The organism is Klenkia marina (assembly GCF_900101025.1).
GTDB lineage: Bacteria > Actinomycetota > Actinomycetes > Mycobacteriales > Geodermatophilaceae > Klenkia > Klenkia marina.
This window is the reverse complement of the sequence record NZ_FMUH01000006.1, coordinates 238,624-256,600: the sequence shown is the minus strand read 5'-3', so window position 1 is coordinate 256,600 and position 17,977 is coordinate 238,624. Positions and strand designations below refer to the sequence as shown.

The window sequence follows — 17,977 nt, the reverse complement described above, 5'->3', positions numbered from 1 at the left end:
CTGGCGGTCAGCTGTCGGAGCGGCCGTCCGTCACGCCGGCCGTGCGACCGGTGGCGGGGGCGTCCCCACGGGCCCCGGCCGGGCTGCCGTCGCGGTTGCCCGGACCCTCGGCCTGCAGACCGTCACGGCCGGCACCCTTGTCCTCCAGGCCGGTCGGGCTGGCGTGCCCGGCCGCGGCGTCCTTCTTGTTCTTCCGCAGGCTGAGCACCGTGGTCACGACCAGGGTGAACAGGATGACCAGCAACGAGAGCCAGGTCGGGATCTCCGGGATGAGCGTGATGTGCTCACCACCGTTGATGAACGGCACCTCGTTGGTGTGCAGCGCGTGGATCACGAGCTTGATGCCGATGAACCCGAGGATCACCGCCAGCCCGTAGGCCAGGTAGACCAGGCGGTCGAGCAGGCCGTCGATGAGGAAGAACAGCTGGCGCAGGCCCAGCAGGGAGAACGCGTTGGCGGTGAACACCAGGAACGTCTCCTGGGTCAGACCGAAGATCGCCGGGATCGAGTCGACGGCGAAGATGATGTCGGCGGTGCCGATGGCGATCAGCGCGATCATCAGCGGGGTGATGAACCGCTTGCCGTCGATCTTCGTCGTCAGCCTGTCGGAGTGGTACTCGTCGGTGGTCGGGATGACCTTGCGGACGAGCTTGAGGACCCCGTTCTCCTTGTACTCCTCGTCGTCGTCGTGGCCGCCGCTGCGGGCCTGCACGACGGCCGTGTAGATGAGGATGGCGCCGAAGAGGTAGAAGACCCAGCTGTAGTTCTCGATGGCCGCGGCGCCCACGAAGATGAAGACGGTGCGCAGGGCCAGGGCGAACGCGATGCCGAACAGCAGCACCTTCTGCTGCAGCTCACGGGGCACCCCGAAGCTGGCCATGATCAGCACGAACACGAACAGGTTGTCGACCGACAGGGCCTTCTCGGTCACGTAGCCGGCGAAGTACTCACCGCCGTAGGTGCCGCCGGCGAAGACGAGCACGCCGAGGCCGAACAGGATCGCGATGCCCACGTAGATGGCCGACCAGGTGGCCGACTCCTTGAGCGAGGGGGCGTGAGGGGTGCGCACGTGGCCGACGAAGTCGAAGACGATCATTCCGACGATCGCGGCCACCGTGACAGCCCACACCCAGAAGGGGACGTCCAACGTGTTCCTCCGGTGTCTGGTGCAGAACGCCGGAGGTCTCTCCCACCGCCCCCGGGGGGACGGCCGGCAGTGCCGGAGGCCGATGGCGACCTCGTGCTGACGACAGCTGCCGCGGGGGATACTCCCCTCCACGCGAGCCGGTTGTGCGCGATCGAGGCCGTGTGCAAACGGCAACCATCACCACGACCGACTCGTGGGGGTGAACGAGCACCACTCCCCCACGGTTCCCGGGTCAGCCGGTGATCGACGTCACCGGCAGCTGGACCCGGAAGCGCGCCCCCCGCTCGGCCGGCAGGCAGACCACGTCGCCGCCGTGCGCTCGGGCCAGCGCCCGGGCGATGGGCAGGCCCAGCCCCGCGCCGCCGTCGCGCACCCGGGCGGCGTCCAGCCGGACCAGCCGGTCGAAGATGCGCTCGCGCTGGTCGGCTGGCACCCCGGGACCGTCGTCGGTGACCACCAATAGCGCCGTCGTCCCCTCCCCCGCGACGTCGACCCACACGTGCCCGCTCGGCCCGGCCGCCCGCACGGCGTTGCGCACCAGGTTGTCCAGCACCTGCCCGACGCGGTCGGGGTCGACGGCGGCGTGCACGACGTCCCCGGTGACCTCCACCGGTCCGCCGACCCGGCGGGCACTCGCCCGGGCCAGCTCGAGCAGGTCGGTGGGTCGAGGGTGCAGGGTCGGGGGGTCACCGCTGTCGAAGCGGGCGACGTCGAGCAGGTCGGCGACCAGCCGGCCCGAGCGCTGCAGCTCGCGCACTGCGCCGGCCAGCAGCTCCTCCCGGCGTCCCCGCTCGGGGTCGGTGCGCAGCACGGTCTCCACCGAGGCCTGGACGGCGGCCAGCGGGGTCCGCAGCTCGTGGGCGGCGTCGCCCAGCAGGTCGCGCATCCCGGCCTCGGCCCGGCGGGCAGCGCGCTCGGCGCCCTCGAGCTCGTCGAGCATGTCGTCGAAGGCCGCGGCGGTGCTGCCCAGCTCGGTGGTCGGACGGTCCGGGCGCAGCCGCCGGCCGCGGTCGCCCGAGGTGATCGAGCGGGCCAGGGCGGTCATGCGGTCCAGCGGCCGGAGCCCCAGCCCGACGGTGGCGCTGACCAGCGCGGCAGCCAGCAGCAACGTGACCGCCGAGCCCAGCACGAGGATCCAGCGCAGCTGGGTCACCGCGTCGGTGATCGGCGACTGGTCGGCCACCAGGGTGAGCCGCGACCCGTCGGACAGCTCGGTCTGCAGCACGTAGGCGTCCCCGGTGTCGACGACGGCCCCGGCCGGCGGGGCCGGTCCGGGACGGCCGCCGGGTCCGGGCGCCGGGGCGGGCGCGGGCGGGTCGGGGATGCTGCCGACCTCCTCGCCGTCGGCGGTCTGCAGCTGCGCCTGCACCGTGTCGCCGGTGACCGCCTCCAGGACCTCGGCGTCGGAGCGGCCCTGCTCGACGAGGCCGGCAGCGATCTCGGCCCGGTCCGCGAGCCGGTCACGCAGCTCGCTGCGCAGGTTCGCCCCGAGCACGAGGTCGACGGTGACCCCGAGGACGACGAGCAGCACGGCGAGCAGGCCGAGCACCCAGAGGCTGAGCCGGCGGCGCAGCGAGGCCGTGCGCAGGTGCGGTGCGGTCACGGGCGCACCGTGTAGCCCAGGCCGCGGACGGTGTGCACGAGCCGGTCGCCGTGCGCCTCGAGCTTCCTGCGCAGGGCGCTGACGTGCACCTCGACCAGGTTGGGGTCGTAGTCCCCGTAGCCCCACACCTGGGTGAGGATCTGCGTCTTGGACACCGTGCGGCCGCGGTTGCCGACCAGGTAGGCCAGCAGGCGCAGCTCGGTGGCGGTGAGGTCGAGCCTGGCCCCCGCCCGCGTGGCGGTGCCCGCGGGTTCGTCGACGACCAGGTCGCCCACCTCGATCGCGGACGGCCAGCGGCCGCGCCGGTTGAGCACGGCCCGCACCCGGGCGACCAGCTCGGCCATCGCGAAGGGCTTGACCAGGTAGTCGTCGGCGCCGGCGGCGAACCCGGCCAACCGGTCGGGCACGGCGTCGCGGGCGGTGAGGACGACGATGCCCGCGTCCCCGGCCCGCCGCACGTCACCGGCCAGCTCGAGCCCGTCGCGGCCGGGGAGCATCACGTCGAGCACCACCAGGTCGGGCCGGAACCCCTCGAGGTCGGCGGCCAGGGTCGCGCCGTCGCGACGACCCTCGACGAGGCAGCCCTCGTCGGCCAGCGCGGTGACCACGCCGTCCCGGATGGCGGCCTCGTCCTCCACGACCAGCACGCGGGGGCGGGGGGTCCGGTCGGTGCGCACGGCAGCGATGGTGCACCGCGGTGGCTGAAGCCGCGCTGAAGAAGCCCGCCGCTTCAGGGTGGGTTCAGGGTCGCCGCCCACGGTGGGGTCATCGCCACCCCGGCACGGAGGTGGCCCTGTGCACCAGGAGGAACCGTGAACAGCTCCGCCCGCACCACCCGCTCCCGCCGGTGGACCGCCGCCGTCGTCGGCGGCGCCGCCGGCGCCGTGCTCCTCGGCGGTGGCATCGCCCTGGCCGACGGTCCCGGCTCCGACACCGGATCGAGCACCGTCCCCGGCGGCTCGGGCACCGGCGCGCCGGCCCCGGCCGACGACCACCTGGTCGGCACGATCACCGCCGTCTCCGACGACTCGCTGACCCTCACCGACGACACCGGCACCTCGCACGACGTGGCGCTGACCGACCAGACGCGCTTCGGCGGCCCCGGTGGCCCGGGTGCCGGTGGCCCCGGCGCAGGTGGCCCCGGCGCAGGTGGCCCCGAGGCCGGCGGCCCCCGCGCGGGCGAGCCGGGTGCCGGGGCCCCGGGCGCTGGCGGCTCGGGTGCTGACGGCTCGGGCGCTGACGGCTCGGGCGCAGACGGCTCCGGTGCGCCGGAGGCGCCCGGCGCGCCCGGCGACGCATCAGGGCCGGCAGCCCCCTCGGACGGGTCCGTCCCGCCTGCCCCCGCGGACGGGTCCACCCCGCCCGCCCCCGCCGACGGCACCGCTCCGCCCGCCCCCTCGGACGGGTCCACCCCACCCGCCCCCGCAGACGACGCCACCCCGCCCGCCCCCGAGGACGGCACCACCCCGCCGGCCCCCGTGGACGGCAACGGCGTGCCGGCCCCGGCCGACGCCCCTGCACCGCGCGAGGTGGGCGCCGCGGACGACCTCGCGGTCGGTGACCGGGTCGAGGTGCGGGTCTCCGACGGGACCGCCCTGGCGGTCCGTGAGGTGCACGCCACGCTCGACGGGACCGTCGTGGCCGTCGACGGGACCGACCTCACCGTGGTCACCACCCCCGGTCTGCGCGTGGACGTCGACGCCGGCGCGCTCCCGGCCGTGCCCGCCGTGGGTGATGACGTGCACCTGCACGGCACCGTCGGCGAGGACGGCCGGACCGTGGTCGCCGACGAGTCGGACCACGCGCCGCGATGACCCCCGCCCTCTGGGTCGACCTCGTGCTCGTGCTGCTGCTGGCCGGCGGTGCGCTCGCCGGCTGGCGGCGGGGCGGGCTGCGGCTGGCCGGGTCCGTCGCCGGGCTGCTGCTGGGTCTCGCCGTCGGCACCGCGCTGGTGCCGCTGGTCACCGCCGGCCTGGGGGCGGGCACGCGCGTCGTCGTGACCGTGCTCGGGGTGCTGGTCGTGGCCGCCGTGGGCTCCGCGCTGGGCCGAGCGGCGGGCGGTCTGCTGGCCGGTGTGGTCGCCCGGCTGCACCTCACCGTGCTGGACCGGGCGGCGGGCGCCGTGGGCGGCCTCGTGCTCGCCTTCGTCCTGCTCGGGGTGGTGCTGTCGGTGCTCACGCTGGACCCCGGTACCGGCGGCCCGTGGCTGGCCACGGCCCGCGACTCACAGCTCGGCGGCTGGGCCTCCTCCGCCGCCGACCAGGCGCTGCACGTCGTCCGGTCGCAGGCGCCGGGTGTGCCGCTGCCCGCCGTCAGCGGGCCGCGATGAGCTGGCGGGACGGCGACACTGCAGAGTTCCCCGCGGTCGGGGACGGGCTCCCGGGCAACCGCCGGCCCACCCACGTGGTGGGGCCGTGGGCACTGGGTGTTCGGGACGACCCCACCGCCGAGTTCGTCTCGCCGACAGCGGGCCCGCCGGCCGGTTGCGGCCAGGGCGGTGCGGCCGGCGCCCCGGAGGCAGGGGCACCCACCGGCTCGGCGGCGTCGCGCACCTCGACGGCCGATCCGCGTCGTCGGAGGGCAGTCCTCGCCGCCGCCGCTTTGGCTGCCGCGGTCGTGCTGGGCGCCGGGGGCGTGGCCCTCGGCGCAGGGCTGGACGACGGCTCAGCCGGCTCGACCGGCTCGACCGGCTCGACCGGCTCGACCGGCTCGGTCACGGCGGGCGTGGTGGACGGCGGGAGCGGCGAGGACAGCGGCGGCGTCGACCGCGTCCCTGCCGAGCCTTCGGCCGGGGCCGGTCCGTCGACCGGCCCCGACCGGGACGGCGGAGGCAGCGACACCGGTGCCGGGCCAGGAGGCTCGACCGACGCCGACGCCGACGCCGACGCCGACGCCGACGCCGACGCCGACGCCGACGCCGATGCCGATGCCACGACCGGCGGCACCGGCCCGGCCGGCTCGGCGAGCGAACGGCCGCCCGCGGGGAACGGTCCGGCCGGCCAGGCAGGCCCACCCGGTGGTCGCCCCGGCCCCGGCCCCGGCCCAGGCGGTCCCGGACCCGGGTGAGACCCGGCACCCACGCAGCACCGTCGAACGTCCGCGGCCCGTTCCGACCCCTGGAACGGGCCGCGGACGTTCGACGCTCAGCGCACGCTGTCCACCGCGCCCCCGGCGAGCCCACGGCCGAGGTCTCCGCGCGGCAGCGGTGAACGCCCGCGGCCGCTCCCACGTCGGGAACGGACAGCGGGCGTCCGACCCTCGACGGCAGCCGCGGACGCGGCCTCAGCTCACCGGGTCAGGCGTGGGCCTGGTCGAACTGGCGCAGCTCGCGCTTGAGCTCGTTCAGCTCGTCGCGCAGGCGGGCGGCGACCTCGAACTGCAGCTCGCGGGCGGCGGCCAGCATCTGGTCGTTCATCTCGGTGATCATGTCCGCCAGCGCGGCCCGGGGCAGGCCGTCGACGTCGATCGAGCCCGCCTTGGCCTTGCCCTTCGCCTTGGACGACAGACCCGGCACCGGGGCCTTGCCGCGGGACTGCTGGCGCCCGGAGCCCCCGAACTCCTCGGTGGCCTTCTCGGCGTCCTCGCTGGCCTTGTAGATGCCGTCGAGGATGTCGACGATCTTCTTGCGCAGCGGCTGCGGGTCGACGCCCTTCTCCTTGTTGTAGGCGATCTGCTTCTCGCGACGCCGCGCCGTCTCGTCGATCGCCAGGGCCATCGAGGGGGTGATCTTGTCGGCGTACATGTGCACCTGGCCCGACACGTTGCGGGCGGCGCGACCGATCGTCTGGATCAACGACGTGCCCGAGCGGAGGAAGCCCTCCTTGTCGGCGTCGAGGATCGCCACCAGCGACACCTCGGGCAGGTCGAGCCCCTCACGCAGCAGGTTGATGCCGACCAGGACGTCGTACTCGCCCTGCCGCAGCTCGCGCAGCAATTCGACCCGGCGCAGGGTGTCGACCTCGGAGTGCAGGTACCGCACCTTGATGCCCAGCTCGAGCAGGTAGTCGGTGAGGTCCTCGCTCATCTTCTTGGTGAGCGTGGTGACGAGGATGCGCTCGTCCTTCTCGGTGCGGGTGCGGATCTCGTGCACCAGGTCGTCGATCTGGCCCTTGGTCGGCTTGACGACGATCTCGGGGTCGACCAGCCCGGTGGGGCGGATGACCTGCTCGACGAACTCACCGCCGGTGCGGCCCAGCTCGTAGTTGCCGGGGGTGGCCGACAGGTACACGGACTGGCCGATGCGGTCGGTGAACTCCTCCCACTTCAGCGGGCGGTTGTCCATCGCCGAGGGCAGCCGGAACCCGTGGTCGACCAGGGTGCGCTTGCGGCTCATGTCGCCCTCATACATGCCGCCGATCTGCGGCACCGTCACGTGCGACTCGTCGATGACCAGCAGGAAGTCGTCGGGGAAGTAGTCGATGAGGCAGGCACCGGCCGTGCCGGCGCCGCGGCCGTCGATGTGCCGGGAGTAGTTCTCGATCCCCGAGCAGAACCCGACCTGGCGCATCATCTCGATGTCGTAGGTGGTGCGCATGCGCAGCCGCTGGGCCTCGAGCAGCTTGCCCTGCTTGTCGAGCTCGGCCAGCCGCTGCTCGAGCTCGGCCTCGATGCTGCCGATCGCCCGCTCCATGCGCTCGGGGCCGGCGACGTAGTGGGTGGCCGGGAAGACGAAGAGCTCCTCGACCTCCTTGACCACCTCACCGGTGAGCGGGTGCAGGTAGTACAGCCGCTCGACCTCGTCGCCGAACATCTCGATGCGGACGGCGAGCTCCTCGTAGACCGGGAAGACCTCGATGGTGTCGCCGCGCACCCGGAACGTGCCGCGGGTGAAGGCGAGGTCGTTGCGGCTGTACTGCTCGGTGACCAGGGTGCGCAGCAGCTCGTCGCGGTCACGCTCCTCGCCGACGCCGATCTTGAGCGCCCGGTCGACGTACTCCTGCGGGGTGCCCAGGCCGTAGATGCAGGACACGGTCGAGACCACCACGACGTCGCGCCGGGTGAGCAGGCTCTGCGTGGCCGAGTGCCGGAGCCGCTCGACCTCCTCGTTGATCGAGGAGTCCTTCTCGATGTAGGTGTCGGTCTGGGGGACGTACGCCTCGGGCTGGTAGTAGTCGTAGTAGGAGACGAAGTACTCGACGGCGTTGTTGGGCAGCAGCTCGCGGAACTCGTTGGCCAGTTGCGCGGCCAGGGTCTTGTTCGGCGCCATGACGAGCGTGGGCCGCTGCACCTGCTCGATGAGCCAGGCCGTGGTGGCCGACTTGCCGGTGCCGGTGGCGCCGAGCAGCACCGTGTCCTTCTGGCCGGACCTCACCGCCTTCGCGAGCTCGGCGATGGCGGTCGGCTGGTCGCCCGAGGGCTGGAACTCGCTGACCACCTGGAAGGTGCCGCGGGTCGGCCGGAGGCTGGTCTGCGTGCTCACGTCCCCGAATGTAGGACGGGGGTACGACAAGAACCGGGTGAGGGAGAACTACACGGATGTGATCTGCGGTCTTGTGCCCGCGCGACGGGGTCCTTACCGTGGCGCGTGCAGGCCAGCGGGGACCACCGGTACCGCCCGGCACACCCGGGCACGGCCGGTCGCCCCGTACCTGCAGGTGCGGCGTCCTCGCCGTCCACGACGCCCCTCCGGCCCCGGCCGCGAGGGGCGTCGTCGTCCGCGGGCCGGCGACCACGGTTGCGCCCCGCACACCCGGCGGACCGGCGCCGGGCACGGCAGACTGCCGTCGACCGCCGTGACCGGATCGTCACCGGCGAGGCGTGTACGCCTCCCCGGCCCGGGGCACCGCCGCCCCGGCAGGTCATGGCATCCGCAGCGCCGCCGCACCAGCACCGCCCACGGTCCCGGACGTCCCGGGGCCGCCCAGCGCAGGAGGAACGCCACCACATGACGACCCAGGTCTGGCCCGGTACCGCCTACCCCCTGGGGGCGACGTACGACGGCACCGGCACGAACTTCGCGATCTTCAGCGAGGTGGCCGAGAAGGTCGAGCTGTGCCTCTTCGACGACGAGGGCAACGAGGAGCGCATCCGCCTTCCCGAGATGGACGCCTTCGTCTGGCACGCCTTCCTCCCGGGCGTCCAGCCCGGTCAGCGCTACGGCTTCCGCGTGCACGGGCCCTACGACCCCGAGCAGGGCCAGCGCTGCAACCCGAACAAGTTGCTGATGGACCCCTACGCCAAGGCCGTCGACGGCGGCATCGACTGGGACCCCTCGGTCTTCGGCTACGACTTCGAGACCAAGGAGCGCAACGACGACGACTCCGCGGCCCACATGCCGAAGTCCGTCGTCATCAACCCCTACTTCGACTGGGGCAGCGACCGCCTCCCCCGCACGCCGTACCACAAGTCGGTCATCTACGAGGCCCACGTCAAGGGCCTGACGATGACCCACCCGCGGGTGCCCGAGGAGCTGCGCGGCACCTACGCCGGCATCGCCCACCCCGCCGTCATCGAGCACCTGCAGGACCTCGGCATCACCGCGATCGAGCTCATGCCGGTGCACGAGTTCGTGCAGGACGACACCTTGCAGCAGAAGGGCCTGCGCAACTACTGGGGCTACAACTCCATCGGCTTCTTCGCCCCGCACCACGAGTACGCCAGCAACCAGAGCCCCGGCATGGCCGTGCAGGAGTTCAAGGGCATGGTGCGCACGCTGCACGACGCCGGCATCGAGGTCATCCTCGACGTGGTCTACAACCACACGGCCGAGGGCAACCACCTGGGCCCGACCCTGTCGTTCAAGGGCATCGACAACCAGGCCTACTACCGCCTGGTGGCCGACGACAAGCAGTTCTACATGGACACCACCGGCACCGGGAACTCGCTGAACGTCGCGACCCCGCAGTCGCTGCAGCTGATCATGGACTCGCTGCGCTACTGGGTCACCGAGATGCACGTCGACGGCTTCCGCTTCGACCTCGCCTCGACGCTGGCCCGGCAGTTCCACGAGGTCGACCGCCTGTCGGCGTTCTTCGACCTCGTCCACCAGGACCCGGTCGTCAGTCAGGTCAAGCTCATCGCCGAGCCCTGGGACATCGGCGACGGCGGGTACCAGGTGGGCAACTTCCCGTCGCTGTGGACCGAGTGGAACGGCAAGTACCGCGACACCGTCCGCGACTTCTGGCGCGGGGAGGACGCCACGGTCGGTGAGTTCGCCAGCCGGATCACCGGCTCGGCCGACCTCTACCAGCACTCCGGGCGCCGCCCGGTGGCCAGCATCAACTTCGTCACCGCGCACGACGGCTTCACGATCAACGACCTCGTCTCCTACAACGAGAAGCACAACGAGGCCAACGGCGAGGACAACAACGACGGCGAGAGCCACAACCGCAGCTGGAACTGCGGGGTCGAGGGCGAGACCGACGACCCCGAGGTCCTCGCGCTGCGCGCCCAGCAGCGCCGCAACTTCATCGCCACGCTCATGCTCAGCCAGGGCGTGCCGATGCTGCTGCACGGCGACGAGCTCGGCCGCAGCCAGGGCGGGAACAACAACGGCTACTGCCAGGACTCCGAGCTGACCTGGATCGACTGGTCCTCCGTCGACGAGGGCCTGGTCGAGTTCACCAAGCTGGTCACCCACCTGCGCCACGACCACCCGACCTTCCGCCGCCGCCGGTTCTTCAACGGCCGCCCGGTCCGTCGGGCCGAGGGCGACCCGGTGCCCGACATCGCGTGGCTGACCCCGGCCGGCGAGCTGATGACCGAGGACGACTGGGACGCCCACTACGCCAAGAGCATCGCGGTCTACCTCAACGGCCACGGCATCCGGTCGACCGACGAGCGGGGCGAGGACGTGGTCGACGACTGCTTCATCCTCGCCTTCAACGCCTGGCACGAGGACATCGAGTTCACCCTGCCCAGCGCCGAGTACGCGCAGGCCTGGACGGTCGTGGTGGACACCGCCGAGTTCGGCCCGGTCGAGCCCAACGAGAGCCAGGCCGGCGACCTGATCACCGTCAAGGGCCGGGCCATGGTCGTCCTGCGCAGCGTCTCGTGACGGGAGCACCGCCCACCGGCACCTACCGCCTGCAGTTCCATGCCGAATTCACCCTCGACCAGGGCGCTGAGCTGGCCGGTTACCTGGCTGACCTCGGGGTGAGCCACGCCTACGCCTCGCCGCTGCTGCGGTCGGCCGAGGGCTCCAACCACGGCTACGACACGACCGACCACGCCCACGTCGACGAGGCGCGTGGCGGTCGTGCGGGCCTGGACCGGTTCGTGGCCGCGCTGCACGAGCACGGCTTGGGGCTCGTGCTCGACCTGGTGCCCAACCACATGGGCGTCGAGGACGCGCACGCCTCGGCGTGGTGGTGGTCCCTGCTCGAGCTGGGCCAGGACAGCCCGCACGCGCACGCCTTCGACGTCGACTGGGCCGCCGGCGGCGGTCGGGTGCGGCTGCCCGTGCTCGGCTCGGCCGACGACCTGGCCGAGCTGCGCGTCGAGGACGGCGAGCTGCGCTACTACGACCACCGCTTCCCCATCGCCCCCGGCACCGGGGACGGCACCCCGCAGGAGGTGCACGACCGTCAGCACTACGAGCTGGTCGACTGGCGGCGCGCCGACGGCGACCTGAACTACCGCCGCTTCTTCGCCATCAACACCCTGGCCGGGCTGCGGGTCGAGGACGAGCGGGTCTTCGACGCCACGCACGCCCTGGTGCGCGAGCTGCTGCAGGCCGGGTACGTCGACGGCCTGCGCATCGACCACCCCGACGGCCTCGCGGACCCCCGCGGCTACCTCGACCGGCTGGCCGAGCTGTCGGACCACCGGTGGACCGTGGTCGAGAAGATCCTGGAGCCCGGGGAGGACCTGCCCGAGAGCTGGGCCACCGCCGGCACGACGGGCTACGACGCCCTGGCCGAGGTCGACGGCGTGCTGGTCGACCCGGCCGGCGAGGCCGCTTTCACCGCCCTGGACGCCGAGGTCGCCGGCCACCCGGTCGACTACGCGGAGCTGGTGCACACCGCCAAGCGCGAGGTCACCGACGGCATCCTCGGCTCGGAGGTCTCGCGGTTGGCCCGGCTGGTCGGTGACCTGCCCGGGGTGCCCGACGGCGAGGTGCGCGAGGCGCTGGCCGATCTCCTGGCCACCTTCGACGTCTACCGCACCTACCTGCCCGACGGCCGCGCGCACCTCGACGCGACCGTGGCGGCGGTGCGCGGGCGCCGTCCCGACCTGACCCCTGCGGTCGACGGGCTGCACCCGCTGCTGTCCACCCCGGGCACCGAGCTGGCCACCCGCTTCGAGCAGACCTCGGGCCCGGTCATGGCCAAGGGCGTGGAGGACAGCGCCTACTACCGCTGGTCGCGGTTCGTGATGCTGAACGAGGTGGGCGGCGACCCGACCCGTTTCGGGACGTCGGTCGCCGACTTCCACGCAGCCCAGCAGGCTCGGGCGACGCACCGGTCGGCGTCGATGACCACGCTGTCCACCCACGACACCAAGCGCAGCGAGGACGTGCGGGCCCGCCTGGCCGTGCTCGCCGAACTGCCCGAGGAGTGGACGACGCTGGTGCGCGGCTGGCTGGCGCGTCACCCGCTGAGTGACCGCCCGGTGGCCCACCAGGTCTGGCAGAACCTGGTCGGCGCGTGGCCGATCTCCCGCGAGCGGGCGCAGGCCTACGCCGAGAAGGCCGCCCGGGAGGCCGGGACGTCGACCACCTACACCGCCGTCGACGAGGAGTTCGAGGCCTCGCTGCGGTCGATGGTCGACGCCGCGTTCGACGACCCGACCACCCAGGCGGAGATCGAGGCGTTCGTCGAGCGCATCGCGCTGTCCGGCCGGTCGAACTCCCTGGCCCAGAAGCTGCTGCAGCTGACCGTCGCCGGGGTGCCCGACGTCTACCAGGGCTCCGAGCTGTGGGACCTCTCGCTCGTCGACCCCGACAACCGTCGTCCGGTCGACTACGCCGAGCGCCGCCGGCTGCTGGCCGACCTGGACGCCGGCACCCTGCCGGCGGTCGACGCGACCGGGGCGGCGAAGCTGCTGGTGGTGTCGCGGGTGCTCCGGCACCGCCGTGACGCCGCCGAGGCGTTCGCCGGCTACGCGCCGGTCGAGGCCACGGGCGCAGCGGCGGACCACGTCGTGGCCTTCGACCGCGGCGGGGTCGTCGCCGTCGCCACCCGGCTGCCCGTGCGGCTGGCCGCCGCCGGCGGCTGGCGGGACACCGCGCTCCCCCTGCCGGCCGGTGGCTGGCGTGACCTGCTCACCGGCACCCGGGTGGTCAGCGACGTCGGCGGTGCCGCCGTCGCCGAGCTCCTCCAGCACTTGCCCGTCGCCCTGCTCGTCCGAGACTGAAGGCCACCACCAGCATGAGCACCCAGCCCACCGAGTTCGCCGTCTGGGCCCCGTTGCCCGAGCGCGTCCGTCTGCAGGTCGACGGCGACGTCCACGACATGGTCCGGGACGACGACGGCTGGTGGCGGACCACGGTGCCCGCGGCCGCCGAGGCGGACTACGGGTTCCTGCTCGACGACACCACCCCGGCGCGGCCCGACCCGCGGTCGCGCCGGCAGCCCGAGGGGGTGCACGGGCTGTCCCGGCGCTTCGACCCGGCCGCGCACGCGTGGGGCGACGGCGCGTGGACCGGCCGCCAGCTCGCCGGGTCGTCGGTCTACGAGCTGCACGTGGGCACCTTCACCACCGAGGGGACCTTCGACGCGGCGGCCGCCAAGCTCGACCACCTCGTCGACCTGGGCGTCGGCTTCGTCGAGCTGCTGCCGGTGAACGGGTTCAACGGCACCCACAACTGGGGCTACGACGGCGTCGCCTGGTACGCGGTGCAGGAGACCTACGGCGGGCCGGCGGCCTACCAGCGGTTCGTCGACGCCTGCCACCAGCGCGGGCTCGGGGTGATCCAGGACGTCGTCTACAACCACCTGGGCCCGTCGGGCAACTACCTGCCCGAGTTCTTCCCCGTGTTCAGCGAGGGCGGCGCCAACACCTGGGGCGACTCGGTGAACCTGTCGGGTCCGCACTCCGACGAGGTGCGGCGCTACGTCGTCGACAACGCACTGATGTGGCTGCGTGACATGCACGTCGACGGCCTGCGCCTGGACGCCGTCCACGCACTGGTCGACGAGCGAGCCACCCATGTGCTGGAGCAGATGGCCGCCGAGGTCGACGCGCTGAGCGTCGCGCTCGGACGGCCGCTGACCCTCATCGCCGAGAGCGACCTCAACGATCCGCGGATGGTCACCCCGCGGACGTCGGGCGGGCTGGGGCTGACCGCGCAGTGGAGCGACGACTTCCACCACAGCCTGCACACGGTGCTGACCGGCGAGGGCCAGGGGTACTACCGCGACTTCGCCGACGCAGGGCTCGCCGGGTTGGCGAAGATCCTCACCGGGGCCTTCTTCCACGCCGACGACTGGTCGTCGTTCCGCAAGCGGCACCACGGCAGGCCGGTGGACACCGCGGCCCTGCCGGGCTGGAAGTTCCTGGCCTACCTGCAGGACCACGACCAGATCGGCAACCGGGCCACCGGCGACCGCATCTCGGCCACCCTCGGGCCCGAGCTGCTGGCGGTGGGCGCCACGATCACGCTGACCAGCCCCTTCACCCCCATGCTCTTCATGGGCGAGGAGTGGGGGGCCAGCACGCCGTGGCAGTTCTTCACCAGCCACCCCGAGCCCGAGCTCGGGAAGGCGACGGCCGAGGGCCGGATCGGCGAGTTCGCCGAGCACGGCTGGGACGCCGACGAGGTGCCCGACCCGCAGGACCCCGAGACCTTCACGCGCTCGAAGCTCGACTGGTCCGAGCTGGAGCAGGCGAACCACGCCGGGCTGCTGCGGGTGCACCGCGAACTGCTCGCTCTGCGCCGCACCCACCCCGAGCTCGCCGACGCCGACCTCCGCCGGGTGCAGGTCTCCTACGACGAGGAACAGCGCTGGCTGGTCGTCCACCGAGGGTCGCTCCGCGTGGTGGCCAACCTCGCCGGCGAGGCTCGCGAACTCCATCTCGACCGCGCGGCCGGCGAGGTGCTGTTCGGCACCGGCGAAGTCCCCACCGTCGACGCCCGGTCAGTCAGGGTCCCTGCTCGGTCGGCCGCTGTGCTGACGACGCACTGAGGCTCGGGGCTCGACGAACTGGGCGGGCCCGCCACGACTGAACCGACCGGACCAGGGGGCGATGTCGCCTGCTCCGGCCGGCCTGCGATCGGGGGTGCGGTGTGCGCCGTACCCCCGATCGTCGGATCAGACCGTCGCCTGGTTCAGGACGAAGATCCCCCGGAACACCAGGTTGTCGCTCTGGATCTGGTTCTGGTTCTCGTTCGTCAAGGGGATGTTCAAGACGTACACCGTGCAGATGCCCTGCCCCTCCGCCACCGGCTGGTCCGCGTAGATGGTGTTGCCGTTCAGGTCCGCCACGTTGAAGGGGCCCGCGACGCCTCCTGGGCGAGCACCGGCGTCGCAGGTGGCCGCGTCGGCGACGGGGCCGTAGTAGACGGTCATCTGGGTGGCCTTGGCCAGCTCGCCGAATCCGACGCCAGCCGTGCCGCAGGTCGTGTCGACCGCAGCCTCAGCTCGGTTGCAACCGGTCTCGTCGTTGTTGGTCAGGTCGTAGGAGGCGCGGAGGGTCCCGGGCAGCGAGCCGCCGTTCTCCAGGTAGCTGGTGTAGGTGACGCTCTGGCCCGGGGCCAGGTTGGTGGCATCGAACCCGGACGTCTGGACGGTGTCGTCGAGCTCCAAGAACAGCGTGCCGGCCTCGGCCACCTGAGACTGGAACTGGTCCTGGTCGCTGAAGGCGGCGAAGGTGCCGGCAGCGCCGAAGGCGACGAGGGCAGCGCCGCCCATGGCGGCCGACGCGAGGACGATCTTCTTCACGGTGGTTCTCCTGACGTGTTCGTCGCTCTGCGACGCCTCCTCGCCGGCCTGCGCTCGGCGAACGGATCGAGACTGGCTCGGGGCGCACAGGCGGCACATCGTCAGTTCTGTGGACGTCTCAGCGAGCTCGCCGAGCGTCGTGACGCAGTGATCAACAGTGCTCACTCTCAGCTGATGGACTGTCCCCCGAACGTGTGATGTCGTTCGCAACGACCACGGGGGGGTCGTGCGATGCGAGTCGGTAGGGGTGCGCGCAACGGTGCGCATGCAGGGCAGGTCGTCGAACGGGTGCTGCTGCGCCCGGGCGGAGCGCTCGTGGTCGGCGCCCTCGTGCTGCTCGCCGTCGCTCCCGGCGACGACCAGCACCAGCTGCTCGCCGTGGCCGCCGCCCTCGCGTTCCTCGCCGCCGGTGCCGCGCACCTGCTGCGCAGCCGGCTCACCGGCAACGCCACCAACCGGCAGATCGGACTCGCGCTGGTCGCCCTGGGCCTGCACCTGCCCGCCGGTTTCGCCGTCCGGGTGCTGCTGGACGAGGACGGCACCGTCCTGGCCCAGGGCGTCGAGGCCGCGGTCATCGCCGCCGCCGCCGTCTGGGCCCTGCGCGGGCTGGTCCCCATGGTGCGCCCCCTCGTGCGGCAGGGCTTCGTCGCCGGCGTGGTCTCGGTGGCCGTGGTCCTCCTCGGGCTGCTGGCCTCCCCCGACCGCGCCGTCGTCCAGGGTGTGCTCGCCGCCGGGTACCTGGGGACGGCGCTGCTGTGGGCCGCCGTCGCCGTGGTCGCCGACCGGGTCGACCCGCTCGGCGACAGCGGCCGGTCATCCTCCCAGGCCATCGCGTTGGTCGCTGCGGCCGTCGCCGTGGGCACCGCGTGCACCGGCGTGGCCGCGGTGGTCACCCCGGGCCACCTCGTGCGGGTGCTCGTCGACGTCCTCATGCTCGTGGCCGGGCTGGTCGCCGTCGTCAGCGCGCTGCGCCGCATCGGGGACGCCCTCGACGGCCAGGAGCGCTACGTCGCCGCCCTCGTCGAGCAGCTCGCCCACCACGAGCTCGTGCTCCAGCAGACCCGTGGCTGCCTGCACGACGCCCGGTCGGCCCTGGCCGGGATCCAGGCCGCGACCTCGGCCACCCACCACCCGGCCGTGCTGTCGGACCCCCGCCGCCGCCAGCAGCTCGAGCGCGCCGCCGTCGACGAGATGCACCGCCTCCAGCGGATGCTGCGCATGCCCGACCGCACGCCGCACGTCACGGAGGTCGACCTCGACGCCCTGCTGGGCAGCCTGGTCGTCGTGCACCGGGAACGCGGGCTGCGGGTGCGCCGGTCGGGTGACTGCCCCTCCGTGCAGGCCGACGGCGACGCCGTCGCGGTGATCGTCGGCAACCTGCTCGGCAACGCCCTCGTGCACGCCCCGGGTGCCCTGGTCACCGTCGACGTCCGGGTCGCCGACGGGCTCACCATCACCGTCGGCGACGACGGCCCCGGCCTGACCGACCTGCAACGCCTCGGCGTCTTCGAGGCCGGCGCACGGCGCGACGGGAGCCCCGGGGAGGGCATCGGGCTGGCCGTGTCGCGCGACCTGGCCCGCCGGCACGGCGGCGACCTGGTCGCCCGCCCGTCGACGACCGGAGCCGTCTTCCGGCTGACCCTGCCGCTGCACGCCGCCGTCGAGCCGGTGCACCCCGTCCCCGGCACCGGCGACCTCGCCGACCTGCCCGGCCTGCGGCTCGCGGGGTGAACGGGCCTGTCCTGGTGGTCGACGACCACGTCCTGTTCGCACAGTCGGTGGCGCTCGCCCTGGAGTCCACGGGCGCGGTCGTGCAGATCGTCGCGCCGACGTCGGCCGCCGAGGTCCTGCGGGCCGCGCGGGACGCGGCGCCGGCCACCGTGCTGCTGGACCTCCGGCTCGGGCCGGCCGGGGACGAGCCCTCGCTGAGCGGGCTGGACCTCGTCGGACCGCTCGTGGCGGCCGACTGCCGCGTGCTGGTGCTCACCGGCGAGCGCGGCGACGACGTGTGGGGCACCGCCGTGGAGCGCGGCGCCCGTGCCGTGCTGCCCAAGGACGTCGACCTCGACGTGCTCGTCGCGACGGTCGCCCGGGTGCAGGCCGACGAGGAGGTCCTCGACCCCGGACGACGGCACGAGCTGCTCGCTGCCGCCCGACGAGCCCGGGACGAGCGCGTGGCCCGGTTGGCGCCCTTCGAGCAGCTCAGCCCGCGCGAGGCCGAGGTGCTCCGCCTGCTGGCCGCGGGCCAGGCCGCCGCCGGCATCGCTCGGGCTGCCCACGTCAGCGAGGCCACCGTGCGCACCCAGATCCGCGCCGTGCTCAGCAAGCTCGAGGTGCAGTCGCAGCTGCAGGCGGTCGCCCTGGCCCGACGAGCGGGGTGGCTGGACCTCGAGCCCTGACCGG

The 17,977-nt window shown here is 73.2% G+C and carries 13 protein-coding genes; 8 read left to right on the top strand and 5 right to left on the bottom strand.

Annotated elements, in window-relative coordinates; genetic code table 11:
• Positions 1-7: 7 nt before the first annotated feature.
• The 3 genes from BLP29_RS17535 to BLP29_RS17525 form a co-directional block, all read right to left on the bottom strand.
• Positions 8-1,114 carry a TerC family protein gene (locus BLP29_RS17535; protein ID WP_243470065.1) on the bottom strand — a complete coding sequence of 369 codons (1,107 nt, stop codon included), beginning with the start codon at positions 1,112-1,114 and terminating at the stop codon, positions 8-10.
• Positions 1,115-1,379: 265 nt separating this feature from the next.
• The gene (locus tag BLP29_RS17530) at positions 1,380-2,750 is read right to left on the bottom strand and encodes a HAMP domain-containing sensor histidine kinase (RefSeq protein ID WP_092806888.1); all 1,371 of its coding nucleotides are present in this window, start codon (positions 2,748-2,750) and stop codon (positions 1,380-1,382) included.
• Positions 2,747-3,427 carry a response regulator transcription factor gene (locus BLP29_RS17525; protein ID WP_207798570.1) on the bottom strand — a complete coding sequence of 227 codons (681 nt, stop codon included), beginning with the start codon at positions 3,425-3,427 and terminating at the stop codon, positions 2,747-2,749. The genes BLP29_RS17530 and BLP29_RS17525 overlap by 4 nt, the downstream gene beginning before the upstream one ends.
• Positions 3,428-3,562: 135 nt before the next feature.
• Between BLP29_RS17525 and BLP29_RS21345 the strand changes: the two genes are divergently transcribed.
• Genes BLP29_RS21345 through BLP29_RS21105 form a run of 3 tightly spaced genes read left to right on the top strand, consistent with a single transcriptional unit; the run spans position 3,563 to position 5,816 of the window.
• Positions 3,563-4,564 (top strand): hypothetical protein, encoded by a 1,002-nt coding sequence (locus BLP29_RS21345; protein ID WP_092806886.1) that lies wholly within the window; start codon positions 3,563-3,565, stop codon positions 4,562-4,564.
• Positions 4,561-5,079 carry a CvpA family protein gene (locus BLP29_RS17515; protein ID WP_092806884.1) on the top strand — a complete coding sequence of 173 codons (519 nt, stop codon included), beginning with the start codon at positions 4,561-4,563 and terminating at the stop codon, positions 5,077-5,079. The genes BLP29_RS21345 and BLP29_RS17515 overlap by 4 nt, the downstream gene beginning before the upstream one ends.
• The gene (locus tag BLP29_RS21105) at positions 5,076-5,816 is read left to right on the top strand and encodes a hypothetical protein (RefSeq protein ID WP_165839429.1); all 741 of its coding nucleotides are present in this window, start codon (positions 5,076-5,078) and stop codon (positions 5,814-5,816) included. The genes BLP29_RS17515 and BLP29_RS21105 overlap by 4 nt, the downstream gene beginning before the upstream one ends.
• A gap of 229 nt (positions 5,817-6,045) precedes the next feature.
• On the opposite strand, the gene uvrB is transcribed toward BLP29_RS21105, so the two are convergent.
• Positions 6,046-8,169 carry an excinuclease ABC subunit UvrB gene (gene uvrB, locus BLP29_RS17505; RefSeq protein WP_092806882.1) on the bottom strand — a complete coding sequence of 708 codons (2,124 nt, stop codon included), beginning with the start codon at positions 8,167-8,169 and terminating at the stop codon, positions 6,046-6,048.
• Positions 8,170-8,634: 465 nt separating this feature from the next.
• Here uvrB and glgX point away from each other — a divergent pair, with 465 nt between their 5' ends.
• The 3 genes from glgX to treZ are packed head-to-tail and all read left to right on the top strand — an operon-like array spanning position 8,635 to position 14,818.
• Positions 8,635-10,746, top strand: coding sequence for a glycogen debranching protein GlgX (gene glgX, locus BLP29_RS17500; protein WP_092806880.1), 2,112 nt, complete (start codon positions 8,635-8,637; stop codon positions 10,744-10,746).
• Positions 10,743-13,046 (top strand): malto-oligosyltrehalose synthase, encoded by a 2,304-nt coding sequence (gene treY, locus BLP29_RS17495; RefSeq protein ID WP_092806878.1) that lies wholly within the window; start codon positions 10,743-10,745, stop codon positions 13,044-13,046. The genes glgX and treY overlap by 4 nt, the downstream gene beginning before the upstream one ends.
• A 14-nt stretch (positions 13,047-13,060) precedes the next feature.
• Positions 13,061-14,818 (top strand): malto-oligosyltrehalose trehalohydrolase, encoded by a 1,758-nt coding sequence (gene treZ / locus BLP29_RS17490; protein WP_092806875.1) that lies wholly within the window; start codon positions 13,061-13,063, stop codon positions 14,816-14,818.
• Positions 14,819-14,944: 126 nt separating this feature from the next.
• Here the strand turns inward: treZ and BLP29_RS21100 are convergent, their stop codons facing one another.
• Complete coding sequence (locus tag BLP29_RS21100) at positions 14,945-15,574, bottom strand: TasA family protein (protein ID WP_165839428.1); 630 nt, start codon at positions 15,572-15,574, stop codon at positions 14,945-14,947.
• A 288-nt stretch (positions 15,575-15,862) separates the two neighbouring features.
• Here BLP29_RS21100 and BLP29_RS17480 point away from each other — a divergent pair, with 288 nt between their 5' ends.
• The gene (locus BLP29_RS17480; protein WP_165839427.1) at positions 15,863-17,305 is read left to right on the top strand and encodes a sensor histidine kinase; all 1,443 of its coding nucleotides are present in this window, start codon (positions 15,863-15,865) and stop codon (positions 17,303-17,305) included.
• Entirely contained in the window at positions 17,302-17,973 is a 672-nt protein-coding gene (locus BLP29_RS17475) for a response regulator transcription factor (protein WP_092806869.1), read from the top strand. Before BLP29_RS17480 ends, BLP29_RS17475 begins: the two co-directional genes overlap by 4 nt.
• The last annotated feature ends 4 nt before the right edge of the window (positions 17,974-17,977 follow it).